This is a genomic window from Kribbella capetownensis, assembly GCF_004331485.1.
Lineage (GTDB): Bacteria > Actinomycetota > Actinomycetes > Propionibacteriales > Kribbellaceae > Kribbella > Kribbella capetownensis.
Genome location: NZ_SJKD01000005.1, coordinates 428,203 through 449,823, shown reverse-complemented (window position 1 = coordinate 449,823; position 21,621 = coordinate 428,203). Strand labels below are relative to the sequence as shown.

Annotated in this window: 20 protein-coding genes; 7 read left to right on the top strand and 13 right to left on the bottom strand. The window is 67.6% G+C overall.

Annotated features, from left to right (window positions below; all coding sequences use genetic code 11):
- Positions 1–2 precede the first annotated feature (2 nt).
- Genes E0H75_RS23805 through E0H75_RS23795 form a run of 3 tightly spaced genes read right to left on the bottom strand, consistent with a single transcriptional unit; the run spans position 3 to position 3,320 of the window.
- A complete protein-coding gene (locus tag E0H75_RS23805) occupies positions 3–956 on the bottom strand; it encodes a carbohydrate ABC transporter permease (protein ID WP_165553987.1) in 954 nt (317 codons plus the stop codon).
- Between the two features lie 4 nt (positions 957–960).
- Entirely contained in the window at positions 961–2,250 is a 1,290-nt protein-coding gene (locus E0H75_RS23800) for an ABC transporter substrate-binding protein (protein ID WP_131515840.1), read from the bottom strand.
- A gap of 17 nt (positions 2,251–2,267) precedes the next feature.
- Positions 2,268–3,320: a LacI family DNA-binding transcriptional regulator gene (locus E0H75_RS23795; RefSeq protein WP_165553985.1), complete on the bottom strand. Its 1,053-nt coding sequence runs from the start codon at positions 3,318–3,320 to the stop codon at positions 2,268–2,270.
- 149 nt (positions 3,321–3,469) lie between these two features.
- Here E0H75_RS23795 and E0H75_RS23790 point away from each other — a divergent pair, with 149 nt between their 5' ends.
- The 3 genes from E0H75_RS23790 to E0H75_RS23780 all read left to right on the top strand — a co-directional run bounded on the left by E0H75_RS23790 (position 3,470) and on the right by E0H75_RS23780 (position 6,768).
- A complete protein-coding gene (locus tag E0H75_RS23790) occupies positions 3,470–4,936 on the top strand; it encodes a glycoside hydrolase 5 family protein (RefSeq protein ID WP_131515838.1) in 1,467 nt (488 codons plus the stop codon).
- Positions 4,937–4,938: 2 nt separating this feature from the next.
- The gene (locus tag E0H75_RS23785; RefSeq protein WP_131515837.1) at positions 4,939–5,934 is read left to right on the top strand and encodes a zinc-dependent alcohol dehydrogenase; all 996 of its coding nucleotides are present in this window, start codon (positions 4,939–4,941) and stop codon (positions 5,932–5,934) included.
- A gap of 75 nt (positions 5,935–6,009) precedes the next feature.
- The gene (locus E0H75_RS23780) at positions 6,010–6,768 is read left to right on the top strand and encodes a GntR family transcriptional regulator (protein WP_131515836.1); all 759 of its coding nucleotides are present in this window, start codon (positions 6,010–6,012) and stop codon (positions 6,766–6,768) included.
- A 10-nt stretch (positions 6,769–6,778) separates the two neighbouring features.
- On the opposite strand, the gene E0H75_RS23775 is transcribed toward E0H75_RS23780, so the two are convergent.
- The 7 genes from E0H75_RS23775 to E0H75_RS23745 form a co-directional block, all read right to left on the bottom strand.
- Entirely contained in the window at positions 6,779–7,834 is a 1,056-nt protein-coding gene (locus tag E0H75_RS23775) for a mannonate dehydratase (protein WP_131515835.1), read from the bottom strand.
- 1 nt (position 7,835) lies between these two features.
- On the bottom strand, positions 7,836–9,479 hold the full coding sequence (locus E0H75_RS23770) for an FAD-dependent oxidoreductase (RefSeq protein WP_131515834.1): 1,644 nt from the start codon (positions 9,477–9,479) through the stop codon (positions 7,836–7,838).
- A gap of 10 nt (positions 9,480–9,489) precedes the next feature.
- Entirely contained in the window at positions 9,490–10,374 is an 885-nt protein-coding gene (locus tag E0H75_RS23765; RefSeq protein ID WP_131515833.1) for a carbohydrate ABC transporter permease, read from the bottom strand.
- The gene (locus E0H75_RS23760; protein ID WP_131515832.1) at positions 10,371–11,366 is read right to left on the bottom strand and encodes a carbohydrate ABC transporter permease; all 996 of its coding nucleotides are present in this window, start codon (positions 11,364–11,366) and stop codon (positions 10,371–10,373) included. Before E0H75_RS23760 ends, E0H75_RS23765 begins: the two co-directional genes overlap by 4 nt.
- Positions 11,367–11,375: 9 nt before the next feature.
- Positions 11,376–12,758 carry an ABC transporter substrate-binding protein gene (locus E0H75_RS23755; RefSeq protein WP_165553983.1) on the bottom strand — a complete coding sequence of 461 codons (1,383 nt, stop codon included), beginning with the start codon at positions 12,756–12,758 and terminating at the stop codon, positions 11,376–11,378.
- A gap of 126 nt (positions 12,759–12,884) precedes the next feature.
- Positions 12,885–13,769 (bottom strand): DUF4432 family protein, encoded by an 885-nt coding sequence (locus E0H75_RS23750; protein ID WP_131515830.1) that lies wholly within the window; start codon positions 13,767–13,769, stop codon positions 12,885–12,887.
- A gap of 3 nt (positions 13,770–13,772) precedes the next feature.
- A complete protein-coding gene (locus tag E0H75_RS23745) occupies positions 13,773–14,633 on the bottom strand; it encodes an SMP-30/gluconolactonase/LRE family protein (protein ID WP_131515829.1) in 861 nt (286 codons plus the stop codon).
- A gap of 73 nt (positions 14,634–14,706) precedes the next feature.
- On the opposite strand from E0H75_RS23745, the gene E0H75_RS23740 reads away from it, so the two are divergent.
- Genes E0H75_RS23740 through E0H75_RS23725 form a run of 4 tightly spaced genes read left to right on the top strand, consistent with a single transcriptional unit; the run spans position 14,707 to position 18,338 of the window.
- Complete coding sequence (locus tag E0H75_RS23740; RefSeq protein WP_131515828.1) at positions 14,707–15,441, top strand: SDR family NAD(P)-dependent oxidoreductase; 735 nt, start codon at positions 14,707–14,709, stop codon at positions 15,439–15,441.
- Positions 15,438–16,424, top strand: a complete 987-nt coding sequence (locus E0H75_RS23735) for an aminoglycoside phosphotransferase family protein (protein ID WP_131515827.1) — start codon at positions 15,438–15,440, stop codon at positions 16,422–16,424. The genes E0H75_RS23740 and E0H75_RS23735 overlap by 4 nt, the downstream gene beginning before the upstream one ends.
- A complete protein-coding gene (eno, locus tag E0H75_RS23730) occupies positions 16,417–17,712 on the top strand; it encodes a phosphopyruvate hydratase (RefSeq protein ID WP_131515826.1) in 1,296 nt (431 codons plus the stop codon). The genes E0H75_RS23735 and eno overlap by 8 nt, the downstream gene beginning before the upstream one ends.
- A gap of 11 nt (positions 17,713–17,723) precedes the next feature.
- Complete coding sequence (locus E0H75_RS23725; RefSeq protein WP_131515825.1) at positions 17,724–18,338, top strand: class I SAM-dependent methyltransferase; 615 nt, start codon at positions 17,724–17,726, stop codon at positions 18,336–18,338.
- Here the strand turns inward: E0H75_RS23725 and E0H75_RS23720 are convergent.
- The 3 genes from E0H75_RS23720 to E0H75_RS23710 form a co-directional block, all read right to left on the bottom strand.
- On the bottom strand, positions 18,328–19,179 hold the full coding sequence (locus tag E0H75_RS23720) for a carbohydrate ABC transporter permease (protein ID WP_131515824.1): 852 nt from the start codon (positions 19,177–19,179) through the stop codon (positions 18,328–18,330). The genes E0H75_RS23725 and E0H75_RS23720 overlap by 11 nt on opposite strands.
- On the bottom strand, positions 19,176–20,105 hold the full coding sequence (locus E0H75_RS23715) for a carbohydrate ABC transporter permease (protein ID WP_131515823.1): 930 nt from the start codon (positions 20,103–20,105) through the stop codon (positions 19,176–19,178). Before E0H75_RS23715 ends, E0H75_RS23720 begins: the two co-directional genes overlap by 4 nt.
- Positions 20,106–20,228: 123 nt before the next feature.
- The gene (locus E0H75_RS23710) at positions 20,229–21,581 is read right to left on the bottom strand and encodes an ABC transporter substrate-binding protein (RefSeq protein ID WP_238163232.1); all 1,353 of its coding nucleotides are present in this window, start codon (positions 21,579–21,581) and stop codon (positions 20,229–20,231) included.
- Positions 21,582–21,621 lie beyond the last annotated feature (40 nt).

Genomic DNA, 21,621 nt, shown 5'->3' with positions numbered 1-21,621 from the left:
CGTCACGACCTCGTCCGCATCATCTGCCGCAGCGAGACGAACGCCACCGCTGAGATCAGGGCGAACAGGACGAAGCCCATCGCGCTCGCCGTTCCCATGTCGTTGAACTGGAAGGCCTGCTTGTAGATCAGGAAGTTGACCGTCGTGGTCGAGTCCACCGGCCCACCGCGGGTGAGCACGTAGATCTCGCCGAACGACTGGGCCAGATAGACGATGTCGGTCACCACGACGTACGTCAGCATTCCGCGCAGCCCCGGCAGCGTGACGTACCGGAACTGCGCCCACCGGCCGGCTCCGTCGACGGCCGCCGCCTCATACAGCTCGCGGGATATCGACTGGAGTCCGGCGAGCAGAAGCACCATGTTGCCGCCCAGTGCCTTCCAGATCCGCATCACCGCGACGGCGCCCAGCGCCGAGCTCGACTCCAGTAGGAACTGCTTCGGCTCGGCACCGAACCGACCGAGGATCTGGTTGAACCACCCCTGTGGGGAGTACAGCCACAACCACACCATGCTGACGGCCGTCAGCGAGACCACATGCGGGACGTACAGCGCGGTACGGAAGAAGCCGATGCCGCGACGGCTGCGGTTGACCAGCAACGCCAGCACCAGTGCCAGGCCCACCGCCCCGGGCAGCACGTACAGGACGTACTTGCCCGTGACGGCCAGCGAACTCAGGAAGACCGGGTCGGTCAGGATCTTCGTGTAGTTGGAGATCCCGACCGGCTGCGGTCCCGACCGGGACTGCGGGTCGTAGTTGGTGAAGCTGAGGTACAGCCCGTACGCCAACGGGAACAGATGGAAGATGACGACGTACGCCGCCGCCGGCAGGATGAACAGTACGGCGATCCGCCGCGTCCGCCGGGTGGCGGAGCCACGCCGGGCCGGCCTGCGAGCGGCCACCGGGTCCGCGGGCGGGCCGGCCTGGGTCGGGGTGAGGGTCGTTGTCTCCGGCAAGGTCTCACGACCCTTCCAGCAGCGGCTTGACCTCCTGCGCCGCCTTGTCCAGGGCGTCCTTCGGCGCCACCTTGCCGGCCAGCGCCTGCTGCAGATAGCGACTCAGTACGTCGCGGACCTGGACCCAGGCGGGTACGTTCGGATTGCCGATGTACGCGGGTTGCGCCGCCAGGAACGTCGTGAGCAACGGGTTCTTCGTCACGTAGGCGCTGCTCCGCGCCGACTGACGGACCGGGAGGCTGCCGATCACCTCGGCGTACTGGTTGCTCACCTCGGGCGAGGCCATGTACTCCAGGAACTTCCACGCCAGGTCCTGATTCTTGCTGTCCTTGCTGATGAACAGTCCGGTGCCCATACCCCCGTACGCCTTCCCGGGTTGACCGCCGAGGGTCGGTGGCGCCAGTACGCCGAGCTTGTCGGCGAGATCCGGCTTCGCCTTGACGAGTTGCAGGAGTTGGCTCGGCCCGAACTGGGTGATCGCTGCGGTGCCGAGCGCCAGTGGCTGCTGGGCGGGCGGACGGCTGAGGTAGTCGTCACTGACTCCGGCCGCGACTGCACCATCGCCCTGGTACAGGTTCACCATGTAGGTCAGTGCCTGCACCCCGGCCGGCGAGTTGAACTCCGCTGTCTTGCCGTCGTCGCTGAGCATCTTGCCGGATGCCGACCTGAGCAGAGCGATGAACGACTGTTCGTCGGCGATCGGCGACGTGGCGATGAGCATCCCGGACCGGGCCTTCGTCTTGAGCTTGCGAGCCGCGTCGTAGACCGACTCCCAGCTCGTCAGCGTGGCCGGGTCGACGCCTGCACCTTGGAGGAGGTCCTTGCGATAGACCAGCAGCGTGCCGGTGCCGGACAGCGGCATCAGGTAATGCTTGCCGTCGACAACACCTTGGTCGAGCAGTCCGCCGAAGTCGTCCTTGTCGGCCAGCGCGTTGATCCGGTCGTCCAAGGCGAGAACCCGGTCGTTGGCGGCGAATCCGGCCGCCGCGGCGGTGCCGTGGCCCCACACGTCCGGCGTCGTACCGGAGGCGAAAGCCGTGGTGAGTTTGGGCGACAGGTTCGGCCAGTCCACGTAGGTGACGGTGACCTTCGAACCGGTCTGCTGTTCGAACTTGGGCACGAGTGTCTTGGTGACGAGATCGATCTCGACCTGGCTGTTCCCGGGGAACCAGACGGTGAGCTCCTTCGGCCCGGAGTTCCCGCCGGATCCGGACGGACTGCCGGTCCCACAGGCGGCGAGTACTGCGCTCAGCCCGATCGCGGTGACGGCGGTGAGCGTACGGCGAATGTTCATCACAATCCTTCGGAAGGTCAGATGGTTCGCGGGCGCCCGATCGTGGCGCCGGGGTGGAATCCGCACTGGGCCACCAAGGGCGCGGTGCCCGCGGATCCGTTCAGCAGCGACAAGAGAAGCCGCACGCCCAGCCGCCCCAGCTCGACACGAGGCATCCGCAAGCAGGTCCAGTCGCGTGCGGATCGCTGCGGGTTCGGCGGGGGAGTGTCCTGGAGTACGACGACGGACAGGTCGGCGGGAATCCTCAGCTTGGCCGCACGCGCGGCCTTCCCCAGTGCCGCCGCCTGTACGGCGTTGTCCACCAAGACTGCGGTGAGTCGGGAGTCCAAGAGTCCGCGGAGCGTGGTCGGCCCGATCGCGCCAGGTTCCGCGACGACCGGCCGGACGGCAGGCAGTCCGCGGTCCGCCAGACCTCTGCGTCGTCCGCGCGCCAGATCCTGCCGCGGTTCGTCGCGGTCGCGTTGCTGCAGATGACCGATCCGCACATGCCCGAGATCGGCCAACGTGTGAACAACCTGCGCGGTCGAGTCGGCATAGTTGCCGGTGACGAAGTGCAGGTCGATGCCGGGGATGTCCCGCTTGCCGATGAAGACGAACGGGTAGTCCTCCGCGGCCAGGCGGCGCAGCTCGGCCTTGTCCACCCGGATGCCGACGAAGATGCAGCCGTCGGCCACCTTGAGCCGGTTGGTCCCGTTCTTGTAGACCCGCCGGACTCCTTCCTCGTCACGGGTCGACGTGAACAGCACGAGGTCGTAGCCGGCGGCCTCCGCTTCCTCCTCGATCCCCAGCAGGAATGGCTGGTAGTAGTCGTGGTGGTCGATCGGGAACATCGACTCGTAGGTGTGCACCCCGAGGAGTTGGTTGCTCATGCCCTGCAGGCTGCGGGCGATGACATCTGGTACGTAGCCCAGGGTCCGGATCGCGCGCTCGACCTTCTCGATAGTCTCCGGTGGGATCCGGCGGCCGGACGCCTGACCGTTCAGAACACTCGACACCGTCGCCTGGGAGACGCCGGCAGCTCTGGCGACGTCGGTCTGGCGCGGTCGGGTCTGCGGCCCCGTCCAGACCACCTTTCGTTCGTGGATGGCCGTGCTAATACCTATAAGCGGTGTGGATTTCCTCATCGTCGTCACCGCCTCCGAGCACTGTCAAGGCTTCGCGGCCTTGTCCGGGCAGATCGTAGTATGGTAGTACGGCGGTTGTATGGTAGTACGTTAGCATGGTGGACCGCCACTACCAGGAGGCACCGTTGAATCCGCTCCCCGCCCCGAGCCGCCGCGCCGTACTCGGTGGGCTCGCCGGAAGCACTGTCGCTGCCGCGCTCGGAACCACGGTTCCGGCCCAGGCGAAGAGCGACAAGCCCGGGAAGAAAGACGCCGTCCAGACCACGCCCAAGTTCCTGATGGGCCTCAACACCCACCTGACCGGACCGAAGTACATCCCCGATTCCGTCAGCGTGCTCCAGCAGAGCAGTGCCAACGCGATCCGCGACGAGTGCGCCTGGGCCAAGGTCGAGCTGCAGGCCGGTGTCTTCGCGGTTCCGCCCGAGATCGACACCTACTACACCCAGATCGTTGCCCAGGGCATTGAGCCGATGATCATCCTGGACTACGGCAACCCGCTGTACGACGGCGGCGAGCGACCGACCTCGGCCGCCGGCATCGCCGCCTTCTGTGCGTACGCCGAGTTCGTGGCGCAGCACTTCGCCGGGCAGGTGACCCGCTTCGAGGTGTGGAACGAGTGGGACATCGCGATCGGCGGCGTCACCGGCAACGGCGACCCGGTCGAGTACGTCAACCTGCTGTCCGCGGTCTACGCGACGCTCAAGGCGGTCGACCCGACGATCACCGTCGTCGGGGGAGCCGTGTCAGCGCTGAACTACACCTACATCAACACCCTGCTGGGCAACGGGATCCTCGCCGTCTGCGACATCTTCTCGGTCCACACCTACGTGTACGCCGATCTGCCGATCGAGAACCGGGTCCCGGAGGTCTGGTGGCAGCACGTCCAGGACCTGCAGACGGTGCTGCGCACCTACAACAGCGGCCAGGACTTCCCGCTCTACGTCACCGAGCTCGGCTGGACGACCGGATTCAAGCCCCTCACCGACGACGCCGGCATCACGCAGGAGCTCCAGGCGGCGTACGTCGCCCGGCTGTACCTGATCGCACGCAGCCTGCCGTACCTGAAAGGCCTGTGGATCTACGGCTTCGAGGACGAGGCCTGGTCGTACAACACCTACGGTCCCAACTACGGGATCGTGCGTCCCGACCTCACACCGAAGGAGGGGTACTTCGCCTTCCACGCGGTCGCGCACATCGTCAAGTTCGGCACGTTCGTGAGTCTGACCAATCCGCTCGACCCGAAGCTGTGGGCGCTGCAGTTCAGGGACCTGGACGGTTCCGACGTACTGGCGCTGTGGAACTCCTATCTCGACGACCACTACTCCGTCGTACTGCACAACAACGGCACCACGTTGGCGCCGATGAAGTTCGAGCAGCCCGGCGGCCTGTCCGTGACCCGCCAGTGGGGCCGCAAGGCCTGGTACGACGCGAGCAACGCGGTCTTCACCCCGGACGACCTGGACGTGACGCTGCGGCGGCCGCCGGTGCTGATCAGCGGACCGTTGACCGACGTGACGTTCCGGCTGATCCGCAAGCACACCTTCCCCGACACGACGCGGTAACGATGACGGCTGACAACGCCATCGTCTTCCCTGGGCCCGGCGTCGCAGAGCTGTGTCAGGTGCAGCTCGCCGACACCGGGCCTGGTGAAGTCCGGCTGCGGACCCGGCTCTCGTTGATGAGCACTGGGACCGAGGGCATCGCCTTCGCCCGCCGGTTCGGCGAGGGCACCCACTGGGCGCAGTACGTCGAGTATCCGTTCCGGCCCGGCTACTCGGTCGTCGGCGTGGTCGACCAGATCGGTCACGAGTCGGGATTGTCGGTCGGCGACAGGGTTGTGGCGCGCGCACCACACGCCTCACGGGTCGTCGTGCGCGCCGATCGGTGTACGCCGGTCCCGGCCGGCCTCGCCGACGAGCAGGCAGTGTGGTTCGCGCTCGCGAAGATCGCGTTCGTCGGGATCAGGGTGGGGGAGGTCCGGCCAGGATCCCGGGTGCTGGTGGTCGGAGCGGGTCCCATCGGCCAGATGGCGACTCGCTGGGCCGCCGCGGCCGCAGCGGCACGGATCGTTGTCGTCGACAGCGTCGCGGCCCGGCTGGACCTGGCGACGGCCGGCGGCGCGACCGCCACGATCGGCAGCCCGATCGACGACGCGCAGGAGGAGCTCGCGGGAGCCTTCGGCGGTCAGCCGCCTGAGGTGGTGCTCGACTCAACCGGTAACGCCGCGGTGCTGCCAGGCGCGCTGCGCGCCGCCGCCGACCATGGCCGGGTGGTCCTGCTCGGCGACGCCGGTACGCCGTCCGACCAGCGACTCACGTCGGACGTGATGGTTCGTGGCGTGTCGATCATGGGCGCCCACGACTCGTACACGATCGGTGATCAGCGCTGGGACAACGACCGTGAGATCGCCCGGCTGGTGTTCCGGCTCGCTGCTGCTGGACGCTTCCCGCTCGCCGGATTGGTCGGGGATCGGTTCGGCCCGGAGGATTGTCAGCAGGCCTACGAGTTGGCCGCCACCCAGCGGCACCGCACGATGGGCATCGTCTTCGACTGGGACTGAGCGTGGCGAACGGGCTCTGCGAGGTTGCATGCTACCATACAGGGGACACTGAGGCAGGTCGAAGGGTGGTAGTACATGGTCGAGCGGAGGGCGCGCGGCACACGGCGGGTCCAACTGAGCCGGATGCGGGACTCCAGCACGCGCTCGCAGGTCTACAGCCAACTGCGCAGTGAGATCATCACGCTGACGATGAAGCCCGGCCAGGTGCTGTCCGAGAGCGAGCTCGCCGAGGTGTACGGCGTGAGCCGGACGCCGGTGCGGGAGGCGCTGATCAGGCTGGCCGACGAGAGCCTCGTCGAGGTGGTGCCACAGCTCGGCACCTACGTCTCGCGGATCAGTGTCCGCGAGGTCCGCGAGGCCCAGTTCATCCGGGAAACGCTCGAGCGCGCGTCGCTGCCGCTGGCGATCAAGCGGATCACGCCGGTCGACGAGGCCCAGTTGCGGTTGCTGCTGGCCACGCAGGCCGACGCCGGCGAGCGTGGCGATCTGATCGAGTGGTTCAGCACCGACGAGCAGTTGCACCGGGCGTTGCTGGAGATCGCCGGCCACCCGAAGACCTGGTCCGTCGTGTCGTCGATCAAGGCTCACCTGGACCGGGTCCGGATGCTTTCGCTGCCAGAGCCGGAGATCCTGTCGTCGATGCACGGTCAGCACGCCACGCTGGTCGACCACGTGGTCGCCAACCGGACGCAGCAGGCCGACAAGCTGCTGACCCAGCACCTGCGCGGCGTCCTCGGCGTACTCGAACCGCTGGAGAAGCAGCATCCGGACTACTTCCAGCTCGACGAGGAGCACGACGTACGGTCGCCTCGTCCGGCCGGCCGCGCCCGCTGACACCACCTGGTCAGGCTGACCGGGGTGCGGTCGCGTCGATGAGCGCTTGGATGTAGCCGACCGCGTGCGCCCGTCCGCGGTGACCCCACTCGGTGTCGCCGACCAGCCTGGGCGTGTGGTCGTCGAGGATGAATCCGTCGAAGCCCGCGCGGCGCAGTGCCTGGACGACGCGGTACGGCTCGTAGTTGCCCTCACCGAGGAAGCTCTCCTCGAACACCGGCACGGTGCCGCGGACATCACGGAGATGGACGTAGCCGATCTGGCCGCGCGGTCCGAAGTGGTCGATCGCGGCGAGTACCGCGGCCTCACCACCCATCTCCGACACAGTGCCCAGGCACAACTCCACTGCCCAGGCAGGACTCGGGACCAGCTTCGCGGCACGCTTCAGCGCGTCGACACTGCGAATGATCCGGGCGATGCCGCCGAGCGACGGAACGGGTGGGTCGTCCGGATGGATCGCGAGCCGGATGCCGGCCTCCTCCGCGGCGGGCAGCACTCCCTCCATGAAGTAGCGGTAGTTCTCCCACATCTGCTCCTCGCCGATCTCGACGCCGAGGTCCGGATAGCCGCCGGCGGCGAAATCATCCTTGCCCAGCTGCTCCGAGTCGTCCCGGGATGCGTTGCGCCGGGCAACCAACAGCTCGGCGGCGTTGGCCGGATCGAGAGCCGCGGCCAGGTCGAATGAGGTGACCTCGGCTCCACCGCGGCCGCGGTCGTCCATGCCGGTGCGGACGACGCCAACGGGGCAGAAGTGGTATCCGAGGATCGCGATGCCCGCGCGTCCGACGTTGCGGATCGTCTCCCGCACGTTGTCGATATCCTCGTCACGGCCCGGCAGGCCCAGCATCGCGCGCTGGTAGAACGACTGCGGGATGTTCTCGATCGCTTCCAGTGCCAGACCGCGATTCTCGCACCGCTCCCGCAACGCGATCAGGTCAGCCACCTCCCAGCGCCGTTCGCCGGGCAGCCAGGGCGTGTTGACTTGGATGCCGGCCAGCCCGAGCTGCCGCGCGAACGTCAGGAGCTCGTCCGACGGGTCGTGGAACTGGCCGAGTACGACGCGCACGTCAGCCCTGCACCGTGATCGGCGTACTGGCTGCCTCGCGCCGGTAGGCCGCGTCGGCAAGCGGTCGTTCCCGAATCTCTCGCGGCCACTCCAGTGGTACCCCGAAGGTGCCGCTGAGCAGCCGCTGGTAGTCAGACAGCAGGCCAGGCTCGTTGCGGACCTGCGTCGGCCGATGACCGCCCTCGAGGCAGAACGCGGCCAGTGCGCCGACCGCCTCACCGATCGCCCACTCGACAGGGTGCAGTCGGTAGCAGCCGTTGGTGACGTGCGTGCTCCCGATGTTCTTGTTGGCCGGCAGCAGGTTCTGCACCCTCCGCGGCAGCAACGCTCCCAGTGGGATCTGGAACGGGTGACTGTCCAGGTCGACGTACGTCCGCCCGGTCGTGCTCGGATGCAGGTCGATCCGATAAGCCCCGATGCCGACGCTGTCGGCGAACTGCTGGGGACCGCCAAGCCCTTCTCGCGCGGTGACACCGAGGTGGTTCTCGGTCACGGTCACCTCGGCGAGGATGCGTCGGCTCTCCCGGATGTACGCCGCCTTCGCCAGCCCGTCCGTGGTCCCGGTGGCCTCCGGGCACAACCGCAGTCCCGGATAACCGGTTCCGCCATCGGATCGCGGTCCGGCGGTCTGCAGCCAGTACACCAGCGAGCGCGTAAGTTCGCGGCTCTCGGCCAACGCACGGTCTCGCGTGGCCTCATCCACGCCGATCAGCGGGGCCAGCCAGTAGTCGTTCTGCGGCCAGTTCATCAGCGTGACGTCGGTGGTCAGGACCTCGGTGAACTGGTCGGCACTGCGGATCCGCCGGTAGTTCCACCGGGTCCGGGCGATGCGATCGTCGGCCGCATCCCCGAACAACTGCAGCTCGCGAGTGACCAACGTCCCTGGGTCAACATCGGTCAGCGTGAGCTGCGACCCGGGCCAGACCCCCGACTCCTGGTTGAGCCAGAAGTCGTAGCTGTCCGGCTTGTCGATCGTGTGATCCTCACCCGGCCGGTGTTCGAGCGCACAGCACCAGGTGATCGCCTGCTGGTCGAGCGGATTGGCGGGCCCGGGGAGCGCATGCGGCTCGCCGGTCTCGTCCTGCGACTCCGCGCCGACGACATGCTCGACGCCGCCGAACTCGAGGAGATCGCCCAGCTCAGTGGCGTCCACGACGTACGGCGCGCTCAACGTGCGTTCGTCGCCAGTCTCCAGGCTGCGGACTGTCACGGCCTCGACCCGGTCGCCGTTGGTGTGCACCGCGACGGGGACGTGTCGCATCAGGAGGGTGATCCGTCCTGCGGACAGGAACGGCGCCAGCATCTCGCTGAGGACGGCGACAGCGACGGGCGGTTCGTGACACAGCCCGCTGACCAGGCCGCGGCCAGGGTTCAACGTGGTCTCAGCCCTGGCTGCCTCGGTCAGCGGATAGTTGCGCCGGTAGAAGTCGCGGATGCCTCCGCGTAGTCGCTGGTACGACGCTGAACTGTACGGACCCTCGATCCAGGCGTTCTCGTCCGGCGGCACGGCCTGGGTCGTGAGCTGCCCACCCAGCCAGTCGAACTCTTCGGTGAGAACGACGGTGCGGCCGAGCGTCGCGGCGGCAAGTGCGGCGGCGACGCCACCGAGTCCGCCGCCGATGACGACGAGATCTGTCTGAGTCATACGAAACCCCTCAACCCTTGAGGCCGGTGAAACCGACGCCTCGGACGATGTAGCGCTGGAAGACGACGAAGATCAGCAGCGGCGGAACGATCGCGATGAACATGCCGGCCAGCAGCAGCGCCTGGTCCGCCGAGTTCGCCAGCCGGGGGAGTGCCACCGCGAGCGGCTGCCGCTCCGGATCGGTGATCACGATCAACGGCCAGAGGAAGTCCTTCCACGCCGTCATCACCGACAACAGTGAGATCACGGCCAGCAGCGGACCGGACAGCGGCAGCACGATCCGCCAGAACACCCGGAACGACCCGGCGCCGTCGACCTCGGCGGCCTCGAACAACTCGCGCGGGATGGCGTCGAAGAACTGTTTGGCCAGCAGGATGTTGAAGGCATGCGCGCCGGCCGGCAGCCACACCGCCAATGGTGTGTCGGTCAGCGACACGCCCAGGCCGGGAACGTTCAGTACGGTCAGGTAGAGCGCCACCATCGACACCGTTCCGGGCAGGAACAGTGTCGCCAGGATGCCGCCGTACACGACGCGACCGAACCACGGCCGCAGGACTGACAACGCGTACCCGGCAGTCGTTGCCACGAGCAACTGGGTGAGCCACGAACCGCCGACGAGGACCGCGGTGTTGACCAGGTAGTGGCCGATCTGCAGCGTCGACCACGCGTCGGACAAGTTGTGCCATTCGAACTTCTCCGGCCACAGCGACAGCGGATGCGCGAGCAGATCGGGCGTGGCCGAGATCGCGCTCTTCACCGTCCAGTACAGCGGCCCGGCACCGGCGACGACGACAGCGAGAACGAGCACGGTCTGCATGCCACCCGACCACAGCCGGACCGGCGTACGACGGCGGTCCGCGGACGACAAGACCCCACGGTCGGCCCGGGCGCTCATGACCTGCTCCAGGGCCGGGTGAGGCGCAGGTACAACGCAGAGACGAGCCCCAGCACGATCGCCAGCAGGACGCTCAGTGCGCCGGCCCGTCCGTAGTCGCCGTCGAGGAAGGCGTACCGGTAGATCAGCATCAGCACGCTGATCGTCGCGTTCTCCGGGCCACCCGCCGTCATCACGAACGGCTCGGTGAACACCTGGAAGGCGCCGATGATCTGCAGCAACAGCATCAGCAGCAGGACACCGCGGATCTGGGGGAGGGCGATGTGCCAGACCCGTCGCGGGACCGAGGCGCCGTCGATCTCGGCCGCGTCGTACAACTCGGTGGACACTCCGGCCAGCGCGGCCAGGTAGATGAGGACCGCGCCGCCGACACCGGCCCAGGTCGCCGTGATCACCAGACCGGGCATCGCCCAGTGCTGGTCCTGCAGCCACAGGAACGGTCCGAGCCCGATCAGACCGAGCACGTGGTTGGCCAGCCCGGAGTCCGGGTCGTAGAACTGCTTCCACAGCAGAACGGAGACCACTGGCGGAACGACGACAGGCAGGTACACCAGCACCCGGAGCAGGCCACCGAACCGGCGGATCTCCGACATCAGCAGCGCGACCAGGACGGGCAGCGGGAAGCCGATCAGCAGTGAGAGCGCGGTGAACCACAGCGTGTTCCGTACGGCGATCGGTAGCACCGGGTCGTCGAACAACCGGACGAAGTTCGACCACCCTACCCAGGTTGCGGGCTCGACCAGGTTGGTCTGCTGGAACGCCAGCAGGGCACTCCGCAGGATCGGCCACCAGGAGAAGTAGCCGAACAGGAGCAGTGCCGGCAGGAGGAAGATGAGGGCGGCCAGATTCAGTCGCCACGCCCTGCTCAGCTGCGGTCCGGAACGGCGGCGTGCGGTCGGTGGCGTACCGTCCCCGGACGGCGGCCGCCGCTCGCCATCCGGGATCGGTCGGTTGCCGGGGCGGGTGACTCCCTCGGCCTGGGTGGTGGACATCCGGACCACCTACTGCTGCTGCAGGATCGAGTCGACGTGTCCGCTCGCGGTCTTCAGCAGTGCCGGGATGTCGGCGTTCTGCCTGGTCAGCGCTGCCTGCACGACCGGGTCGAGCGCGGCGTACACATCCTGCGATCCGACCGGCGGCTCCGGGACGAGCTTCAGCTTCGCGGTGCCGTCGACGTACGGCTGGAAGTGCGCGGTGGTGACGTTGACGTACGGCTTGACGGCGGCGTCGACCTTGGCGACGACGGACTGGTCATAGATCGGCAGGCCGGGGACACCGACCGGCAACTTGTCGGCCGCGTTCGCCTTCGCCTGCGCGGCGGCGATGTCGGGGTCGTAGGCGGGCTTGAGGTACTGGAACTCCATCCACTTCACCGCGGCGGCGCGCTGATCCGCCGTCGCCTTCGCGCTGACCATCAGCACGGTGCCGCCGATCAGCGTGGCGTTGCCCGGCCCTTGCGGCAGTGCGGCCGCTCCGAAGTCCTCGGCCTTGCCCTTGTAGAGCGACAGATAGCTGCCGTACGCCGAGGGTCCGTTGATCTGCATGCCGATCTTGCCGGCCGCGAACTGGGGTGCGATGTCCTCGGACTTGCGCAGCATGTTCGTGCCGAGCGAGTTGTCCTCGAACCGCATCGCGTGCAGGAGATCCAGCGCCTGGGCGGTGGCGTCGCCGTCGGTGAACCCGGCCGCCTGCTTGTCACCGTTCTGCTTCTCGATCGTTCCGCCGTTCGCGTACGTCATCGCGGTCAGGTGCCAGCCGCCGCCGTTGTTGATCGACATCGGGGCGTAGCCGATCTGGCCGGTGCGGTCGTGGATCTGCTTGGCGTCGGCGCGGAACTCGTCCCAGGTCGCCGGTGGCTTGTCCGGGTCGAGGCCAGCCGCGGCGAACAGTTTGCGGTTGTAGAGCAGACCGAGCGCGTACATCGATTCCGGCAGGCCGTAGATCTTGCTGTCCCGGCTCAGGGTGTCCATGATCCGCGGGTCCAGGGCGGCGTACTCCGGCAGTGCCTTGGCCTCGGCACTGATGTCGGCGACCTGCTTGCGGTCGATCAGGCCGGGCGGCTCGGTGAGTGGGATCTCGAGCACCGTCTCGGCCCGGCCGCCGGCCATCTTGGCGGCGAACGTCTGGACGTCCCAGGGCGCGTCGGACGGCTCGATGTGGATGGTGGGGTTGGCCTTCTCGAACTCGGCGACCCGGTCCAGGAACGCCTGCCGGGTCGCGGCCTTGGTCGCCGGCGGCAGGCCCATGACGGAGATCGTCACCTTGCCGTCGCCCGAGCCTCCCGAGCCGGAATCGCCGGACTTGCCGCAACCGGCCAGGCCGGTGCCGAGGGCAACGACCAGGGTGCCGGCGGCCAGCCGGCCGAATGTTGTGCTGACGCGCATCAGAAGCCTCCGTGCTGAGTGCGGATGACAGGCGGCTGTCACGCGGACGGATTCATCGGCTGCGCCACCATGGTAACGTACTACCATACATGTGACGTTCCAGGGAAGCTTCCGGCCGCCGGCGGCCTACAGATCGAAGCGGGTCAAGGACACCCGCGTCTGCCATTCCTCGCCACCGGGGAGCAACGGGGTCGCGGCCAGATCGTCGTCGGGCAGGACGTTGGCCGGTTCCACTCCGACGACGTACGCGCGCCCGAACCAGGGGAACTCGTGAATGGCGTGGACCTCCTGCCACAGCCAGGCGTGCGGCAGAACCGCCGAGTCCCAGCTCAGTCGTATGCCGAAGCCGGCCGTCGGGCTGCTGATCGAGAGCCACGCGTCGTCGAAGCCGGTCAGCCCGGCGAAGAACGAGCGCTGGTCGTCGGGGCCCGGGATCGCCTGGAGGTCGGCGATCTCGTCGTACCCATCGGCGACGACGACGGTCCGGGCGCTGGTTTCGAGCCGGCAGTGGCCGTCGAGGAACGGAGCGCCGAAGCCTGCGTGCTGGACGCACATGACGGGCACCGTCACGGGCGACGTGTTCCGGATGTGGTCGGTGACGACAAGAGTCATGCCGTCCAGGACGAGTTCCCGAACGAGCCTCAGCGGCGCGGTCACCAGGTCGACGGTCAGCCGGGCGCTGTCCGCCGTACGCTCCTCGACGGCCCAGCCGACCAGCGCCGCCTCGCCGTGGAATCCCCGTCGTACGCCGTGGTGCTCGCGCTCCGGTCCGGCGTTGGGCACCAGCAACTGCCAGCCGCCCGGATACCGAGCCAGCCAGTCGACCTGGCTGTTCCCCGTCGGCGTGATGGTCGCCGGGTCACGCCAACCCCAGGGTGTGCGGAACAGGACGTCGACACCTGTCCGGCGGTCGATCACCGAGTAGATGTCGGCGCCCTTGCCGGGTAGCACGACAACCTCGAGGTCCTCGTTGCGCAGTACCAGGGTGGCGTCGGGCGGTGGTTCAGCCATCGGCTATCCCTCGAACCGTACGGTCGGCAGGCCGGTCGCGCCGAGGTTGCCGAAGATCAGCACCGAGCCGTCGAGCCCGGAGTCGGTGAGCCCTTCGCGAGCCGACGTCACACACAACTGGTCCAGGTCCGGGCCGGCGAATGCGCACGAACTCGGTTGGACTACTGGCACTGGCAGCGTGCTGAGCACCTCGCCGTCCGGAGACATCCGGATGAGTCGCCCTCCACCCCACAACGCGATCCACAAGCAGCCGGCGGCATCGACACATAGTCCGTCGGGTACGCCGTCGCCGCTGAATCGGTGCACGAGGCGCCGGCGCGTGACGCCGTCGTCGACCACGTCGAAGGCGCTGATCTCCTGCTCGGCGGAGTCGACCAGGTAGAACACGCTGCCGTCCGGACTCCAGTCGAGGCCGTTCGGTTGGGTCAGCCCGTCGAGTACGACGTACGTCGACCAGTCGGCCTCGAGCAGGTGCAGCGCACCTTGGCCGGGTGCGAAGTCCATCGCAGTACTGCCCGCCCAGAACCGGCCGCGGCGATCGCACTTGGCATCGTTCATCCGGATGCCCTCGTCGAGGATGTGCCGACGTACCACCAAGCTGCCGTCGATCTCGGCGAAGCCCTCGGTGACGGCGGCGACGAAACCACCCGCGGCGCGGGGAGCCGCAGCGCCGACGAGCGTCGGCACGGTGAGGGTGGTCGTCGCGCCGGAGTCCAGGTCGCTGGTGTGGATCTGCCCGGCGAGGATGTCGACCCAGTGCAGTCGATGCGCCGTCGCGTCCCACACGGGTCCTTCGCCGACCCGGGCGGTGGCTCGCACCGCGACCCGCATCGTCGCGCTGTCCAGTTCCGCAGGTTGTCGCACAACTAGAATGCTTGCATACAAGTATCTCAGTGCCTAGAGTGTTTCTCCGTCCCGTCGACCCTAGGTGGACTGCATGGATCGCTTCGCCGACCGCTGCGCACTCGTCACCGGTGCCGGTTCCGGCATCGGCCAGCAGATCACCCGGCAGTTGCTCGACCAAGGCGCCCGAGTCGTGGGTGCCGATCTCGATCCGGCCGGCGTGCCGTCGGGCGCGATCCCGTTGCGAGCCGATGTGAGCGACGAGGCCGAGGTCCGTGAGCTGGTCCGGGCAGCCGGTGCGGAGCTGGGCCGGATCGATGCCCTGTTCAACAATGCCGGCATCGGCTCGACGGCGAACGTACTGGACTCGACGGTCGAGGAGTGGGACCGCGTCTTCGCGGTCAACGTGCGGGGGGTCTTCCTCTGCACCAAGGAGGTTCTGCCGCAGATGCTGGCGCGCGGTGGCGGCGTCATCGTCAACACCGCGTCGGTCGCCGGAATGATCGGTCTGCGCGATCGGGCGTCGTACTGCGCCAGCAAGGGTGCGGTGATCGCGCTGACCAAACAGATCGCGGTGCAGTGGGCCGGTGACGGGATCCGGTGCAACTGTGTCTGCCCCGGCACGGTCGATTCACCATGGGTCGCGCGACTGACCGCCAGTGCGCCCGATCCGGCGGCCCGCCGCGAAGAGCTCATCGCCCGGCAGCCACTCGGCCGCCTGGGCCGGACCGACGAGGTCGCGGCGGCTGCGCTGTATCTGGCGAGTGACGACGCGGCCTTCGTGACCGGTACCGCGCTCGTCATCGACGGCGGCATTGTCGCGGCATGACACTGACCTACGCGCTGACCGTCGACACGGTGGCCGGCTACTTGCGCGACCGTCGCGTCATCGGCTCCGCGCCGGTCGTTGCCGAGCCCCTCCTCGGTGGGGTGTCGAACGAGGTATTGGCCGTCACCGGTGACGCGGTCGACCTGGTCGTCAAGCAGGCGTTGCCCAGGCTGCGGGTAGAGCAGGAGTGGCATGCGGACCCGCGGCGCATTCTCACCGAGGCGGCTTCGCTGCTGATCGCGGCGGAGATCCGGCCGGACGACGTGCCGACGGTCTTCGATGTGGACGGATCGGCGCTGACTCTGACGCTCGGACGGGCGGATCGATCGTTGCGGAACTGGAAGGACGATCTGCTGGCGGGGACGATCGACCGGCGCACGGGCGAACGACTGGCAGCCGCGCTGGCGGCGTGGCACACCGCGACCGCGAGACGGCCACAACTGCGCGACGAGTTCGGTACCGCGGGCTTTGTCGAGCTGCGGATCGATCCGTTCCACCGTGTTGTCGCCCGGCGGCACCCTGCTCTCGCAGCGCGGATCGACGAGTTGGCCGATCGCTTGCTGACCGAGCGGTTGTGCCTGGTGCACGGCGACTTCTCGCCGAAGAACGTGCTTGCTGCCGGCACCAAGGTCTGTGTGCTCGACTGGGAGGTCGCGCACTACGGTGACCCGGTGTTCGATCTCGCGTTCCTGCAGGCCCATCTCGTCCTGAAGGCGATCCATCGCCCGGCCGATCGAGGCGCCTACAGATCCCTGGCGATCGGGTTCCTCGACGAGTACGGCGCGTTGGTCGATCCTGCTCTGCGGCGGCCTGATGACTACCTTGCCGCTCAGACCGCGTGCCTACTGCTTGCCCGGGTGGACGGCAAGTCGCCGGCGGCGTACCTGACTCCACCGGAACGCGACCGGGCTCGCGACCTCGCTGTTCATGCCCTGGCCGGGCGGCCGAGTGTGGCTGAGCTGTGGGACGGCGTCGATGCCTGAGCGTCGTATCACGGGCGTGTACGCCTGGGAGGCGTTCGACTCGAGGGGCAATCCGACCGTCGGCTGTGAGGTGGTCCTCTCCGACGGTGCGAGTGGCAGTGCGACCGTGCCGAGCGGGGCTTCGACCGGTTCGCACGAGGCGGTCGAGTTGCGCGACGGCGGGACGCGGTACGGCGGCAGGGGTGTGGCGACTGCGGTCGCGAACGTGAGCGGTCCGCTCGCTGCGGCAGTCGCGGGCATCGACGCCGGAGATCAGCGTCGCGTCGACGCTGCGCTGCGGGAGGCCGACGGCACGACCGACCTCAGTCGCCTCGGTGCCAATGCGGTGCTCGGTGTGTCGTTGTCGGCGGCAATTGCTCATGCGAGCTCGATCCGGCAGCCGCTGCATGCCGCGGTCGCCGAAGCGGACGACGTACCGCTGTTGCCTATGCCGATGGTCAACATCCTGTCGGGTGGTGCGCATGCTGATGGTGCCCTCGACATTCAGGATGTGCTCGTGGTTCCGATCGGCGCTGAGTCGTTCCGCGAGGCCATCGAATGGGCCTGGCGGGTGCGTCGCAGCACGGTCGAGGCTGCGGAGGCACGCGGGCTTCCCGCACATCTGGTCGCGGACGAGGGAGGCCTCGGCCTACGGCTGGGCGGCAACCGGGCTGCTCTGGAGCTGGTTGCCGAGGGCATCGACCGGTCGGGCCTGCGAAGCGGTGATGAGGCAGCCATCGCTATCGACGTCGCCGCGAGCTCGTTCGCCGAGGACGGCGGGTACCGGCTGCGTACCGAGGGGCGTCGGCTGACCGCGGATGAGCTCGTGGCGGAGCTCGCCGGGTGGGTGGCGGACTTTCCGATCGTCTCGCTGGAGGATGTGCTGGGGGAGGACGACTGGGACGGCTGGCGCCTGGCCCGTCAGGGGCTCGGCGGCGTCCAGTTGCTGGGTGACGACCTGTTCGTGACGAACACCGAGCGGCTGCGGCAAGGCATCGACGAGCAGATCGCCAACGCTGTGCTCGTCAAGCCGAACCAGGTCGGAACGCTCAGCGATGCACTGGACGTCGTTCGGCTCGCACAGCGCTCCGGCTACCGCACCGTGCTGTCGGCCAGGTCCGGCGATACCGAGGACCATTGGCTGGCTGATCTCGCTGTCGGATGGCGAACCGGCCAGATCAAAGTCGGCTCGACCACCCGCTCCGAGCGCACCGCCAAGTGGAACCGGCTACTGCGGATCGAGGCTGGTCCCACCCCCACAACCTTCGCCACCTGGCATCACCATCCGCTTGTCGGTGGCCTCGGCTAAGGTCCCCGACCATGATCGAGACGTCGTACAACACCGCCGCTGCCGGCTACCACCAGCAACTCAAGGACAATCTGCGGGAGAACCCGTACGACCGGGCCGCCCTCGACCTGTTCGCGGAGTTGGTGGGCGATGGTCCGGTCGGTGACCTCGGCTGCGGCACGGGCCGCATCACGACGTACCTCGCCTCCCGAGGGCTGGATGCCTTCGGCATCGACCTGTCGGCCGGGATGATCGAGGTCGCCCGGCAGGAGTACCCCGCACTGCGCTTCGAGGTCGGCTCGCTGTTCGGCCTCGACCTGAAGGACGATGTGCTGGCCGGGGCCCTCGCGTGGTACTCACTCGTCCACACTCCACGCGAGGACCTTCCGGCTGTGTTCGCCGAGCTCCATCGGGTCGTGCGGCCCGGCGGCTATCTCCTGCACGCCTTCAAGGTGGGCGGCGGCCGTCACCACCTCGACTCTGCGTACGGCCACGACGTCGACTTGGACGTCTACTGGTACGACCCGGCCGACATCGGCGCGCTGCTGGCCGATGCCGGCTTCGTCGAGGTCGCGACTCTGACCCATGCTGCCCTCGAGTACGAGAAGCAGCCGCAGGCGTACCTCCTGGTCCGGGTCAGCCCTTGACGGCGCCTGAGGTCATGCCGGCGACGATTTGGCGGTTGAAGAAGAGGAACATGATCAGGGGCGGGATCGTGATCAGCAGGATGTCCATGAACAGCAGGTTGTACTGCGTGCTGAACTGGCTGGAGAAGTTGTAGAGGGTCAGCTGCACGGTTGCGTTCTTGTCGCCGGGCAGGAAGTACAGCGGGTTCACGAAGTCGTTGAACACGTTGACCGACTGGATCACCACGACGGTGACGATGACGGACTTGAGCAGCGGGAAGATCACCCCGAAGAACAACCGCAACGGTCCGGCGCCGTCGATGATCGCGGCCTCGTCGAGCTCACGGGGGATGGTCGCGACGAAGGCCCGGAACAGCAGGATGCAGAACGACAACCCGAACGCGATCTCGATCAGGATCAGCCCCGGCATGGTCCGGAACAGCCCGAGCTTCTGCAACACCCAGATCGTCGGGACGACGGCCGGCGGGATGATCAGGCCGGACAGCACCAGGAAGTTGATGAACGGGTTCCACCGGCTCTTGCGGCGTTGCAGCACGAAGCCGGCCATCGCCGCCAGCACCACCATGCCGGCCACGCTGGCCACGGTCAGGATCGTGCTGTTGATGTAGGCGATCACCAGCATGTAGTCGCGGGCCTTGACCACCTCGACGAAATTCTGCGCGAACCGGAACTGGTGCGGCCAGGCGAAGCTGAGGTCGGCGGCCTGCTGCCGGTCCTTCACCGCGGTCAGCACCATGAACGCGAACGGGATGATGAACACCACGATCGAGGACACGATCGCGACCGCGCTGAGCAGGTAGCTCCGCCCGGGCCGGTGGTTGACGAGTTCGGCGGTACTCACATGTCCACCTCCTTCCGGTTCAGGAACAGGTTCAGCGGCAGGATGATCGCGGTGACCAGCAGGAACAGGATCACGTTGCCGGCCGTCGACAGGCCGTAGAACCCGGCCTGGTACTGCTTGTAGATCACCGACGAGATCACGTCGGACGTGAACCCGGGCCCACCGCGCGTCATCGCCCAGATCAGCTCGAACGACCGCAGGCCGCCGATCAGCGACAAGATGATGACGGTGACGGTGGCCGGCTTGCACAGCGGCAGCACGATCCGGCGGAACGTCTCGAACGACCCGGCGCCGTCCACCCGGGCGGCCTCCATGTACTCACGCGGGATCGACACGATCCCGGCGATGTAGATCAGCGTCGCCAGCCCGACGCCCTTCCAGACGTCCACGGCGGCGATCGACAGCAAGGCCCACTTCGGGTCGGTCAGCCAACCGGGTCCCTGGATCCCGATCACCCCGAGCGCGCCGTTGATGATGCCGCGCTCGGGATTCATCATCACCTGGAACATCAGGCCGACACCGATCGTGCTGACCAGCACCGGGAAGAACACGACCGAGCGCAGATACCCGCGGCCGACGATCCTCGACGTCAGCAGGACGGCGAGCAGCAGACCGAGGACGACCTTCGCCCCCGACGTCACCGCCCCGTAGATCAGTGTGTTGGTGAAGCCCTTGACCAGAGCGGGTTCCTGGAAGAACGTGACGAAGTTCTCGAACCCGATGAACTTCGACTCGAACAGGCTCCACCGGGTCAGGCTGTAGTAGAAGGACGCGAACGTCGGGACGAGGAACAGGACGCTGTAGAGCACCGCCGTCGGCAGGTAGAACCAGAACTTGTACGGCGTGTAGGCCTTCCCCCCGGCCGCGGCTGCGGCCGGGGACGCCTTGCTACCGGCCCTGGGCCGGGTGGTGGAGGTGACGGTCATGGGGCCTCCCGGCCTGGACTGAGGAGCGCAGGGAGCGAAGCGACTGGAGTGACGAGGGAAGGGCGGGAGTCAAAGCCCCATGACCCGCCGCGCCGGAGGCGTGGCATCGATGCAGTCACGACCTCACCAACCCGCCAGTCCGAGTTGCTGCGCCTGCTTCTTCACATCCTCGTCGTACCGCGCCGCGCCGTCCTTGGCCTTGCGGATGCCGGACCCGACCTCGACAGTGATCTGCTCGAGCGAGGGGCCTTTCACCGGCGACACGAACTCCAGCGCCAGGCTGGACGCGCCGTCCTTGTCGAGGTACGGCTGCATGTCCTTGATCGACTGCGGTACGTCGGACCCCAGCTGGCAGCCCTTGATGGCGTACGGCCCGGTCGGCACGCCCGCGCTGGCCAGGGACTTGCAGCCGTCGGGGCTGGCCACGAACGCGAGGAACTTCTTCGCCGCCTCGAGCTTGTCGCCGGTCGTGGTGGTCGGGATGTAGATGCCACCCGGCGTCCACACGGTCAGCCCGTTCTTGCTCGCGTCGTCACCAGGCAGCGCGAACAGCCCGACGTCCTTGGCCGCGTTCGGGTTGGTCGCGATCATGTCGTTGACCACCCCGGACAGGATCGGGTAGTGCGCACCCTTGCCGGTGGCAAGCATCTTCAGTCCGTCCGGCAGTTTCGCCGAGGCGAAGTCCTTGTTCTCGTAGCCGAGATCGTGGACCTGCTCGGTGTGCTCGAACCCCTTCAGCGCGGCCGGCGAGGTCGCGTACTTCGCCTGGTTCTTGGTGTACTTGTCGGCGAAGTCCGGCTCGGCGGCGGCCACGTTGTGGAAGTCGCCGAGGACGAACAGCTGCGACGTCCAGGTCTCGCCGTACGTCTGGATCACCGGCGCGACCCCGCCCCCGGCGGCCTTGATCTTGGCGTTGTTCGCCATGAACTCCGCCCAGGTCTTCGGCACCTGCAGCCCGAGCTTGGTGTAGATCGGGATGTTGTAGAGGACCGCCCCGCCCATGAACCCACCGGACGGCACCCCGTAGACCTTGTCACCCGACGTCACCGTCTTGGTGAAGTTCTCGTCCAGATCGCCGATGTAGGGCTGGTCGCTGATCGGGACGAGGTTCTTCTCCGGCGCGATCGCCTGGAACAGCGACCCGGTGTTGTAGGCGAAGACATCGGTCATGTCGCCGGTGGACAACCGGGTCTTGATGATGTTGTCGCCCTCGCTGCCGGCCGGCCTGGTCTCCAGGTTGACGGTGACGCCGGGGTTCTTGGCGGTGAAGTCCTTGGTGAGCTGCGTGGCGTCCTTGAGATCCTGCTCCTGATTGCCGATCAGGTAGGTGATCTCGACCGAGCTCGCACCCGCGTCGTCACTGGAACCGAGACTGCCCGCGCTGCACGCGGTCAGTGCGAGCGAGCAGGCCGCCATGACGGCCAGTCCTCTCGTGCCTGGGCGGAACGTCATCATGACCTCCAAGGGATGTTTCATCAGGGCATCTGCAGCGGGGCGGAGTCGTCCAGGTGGTTGG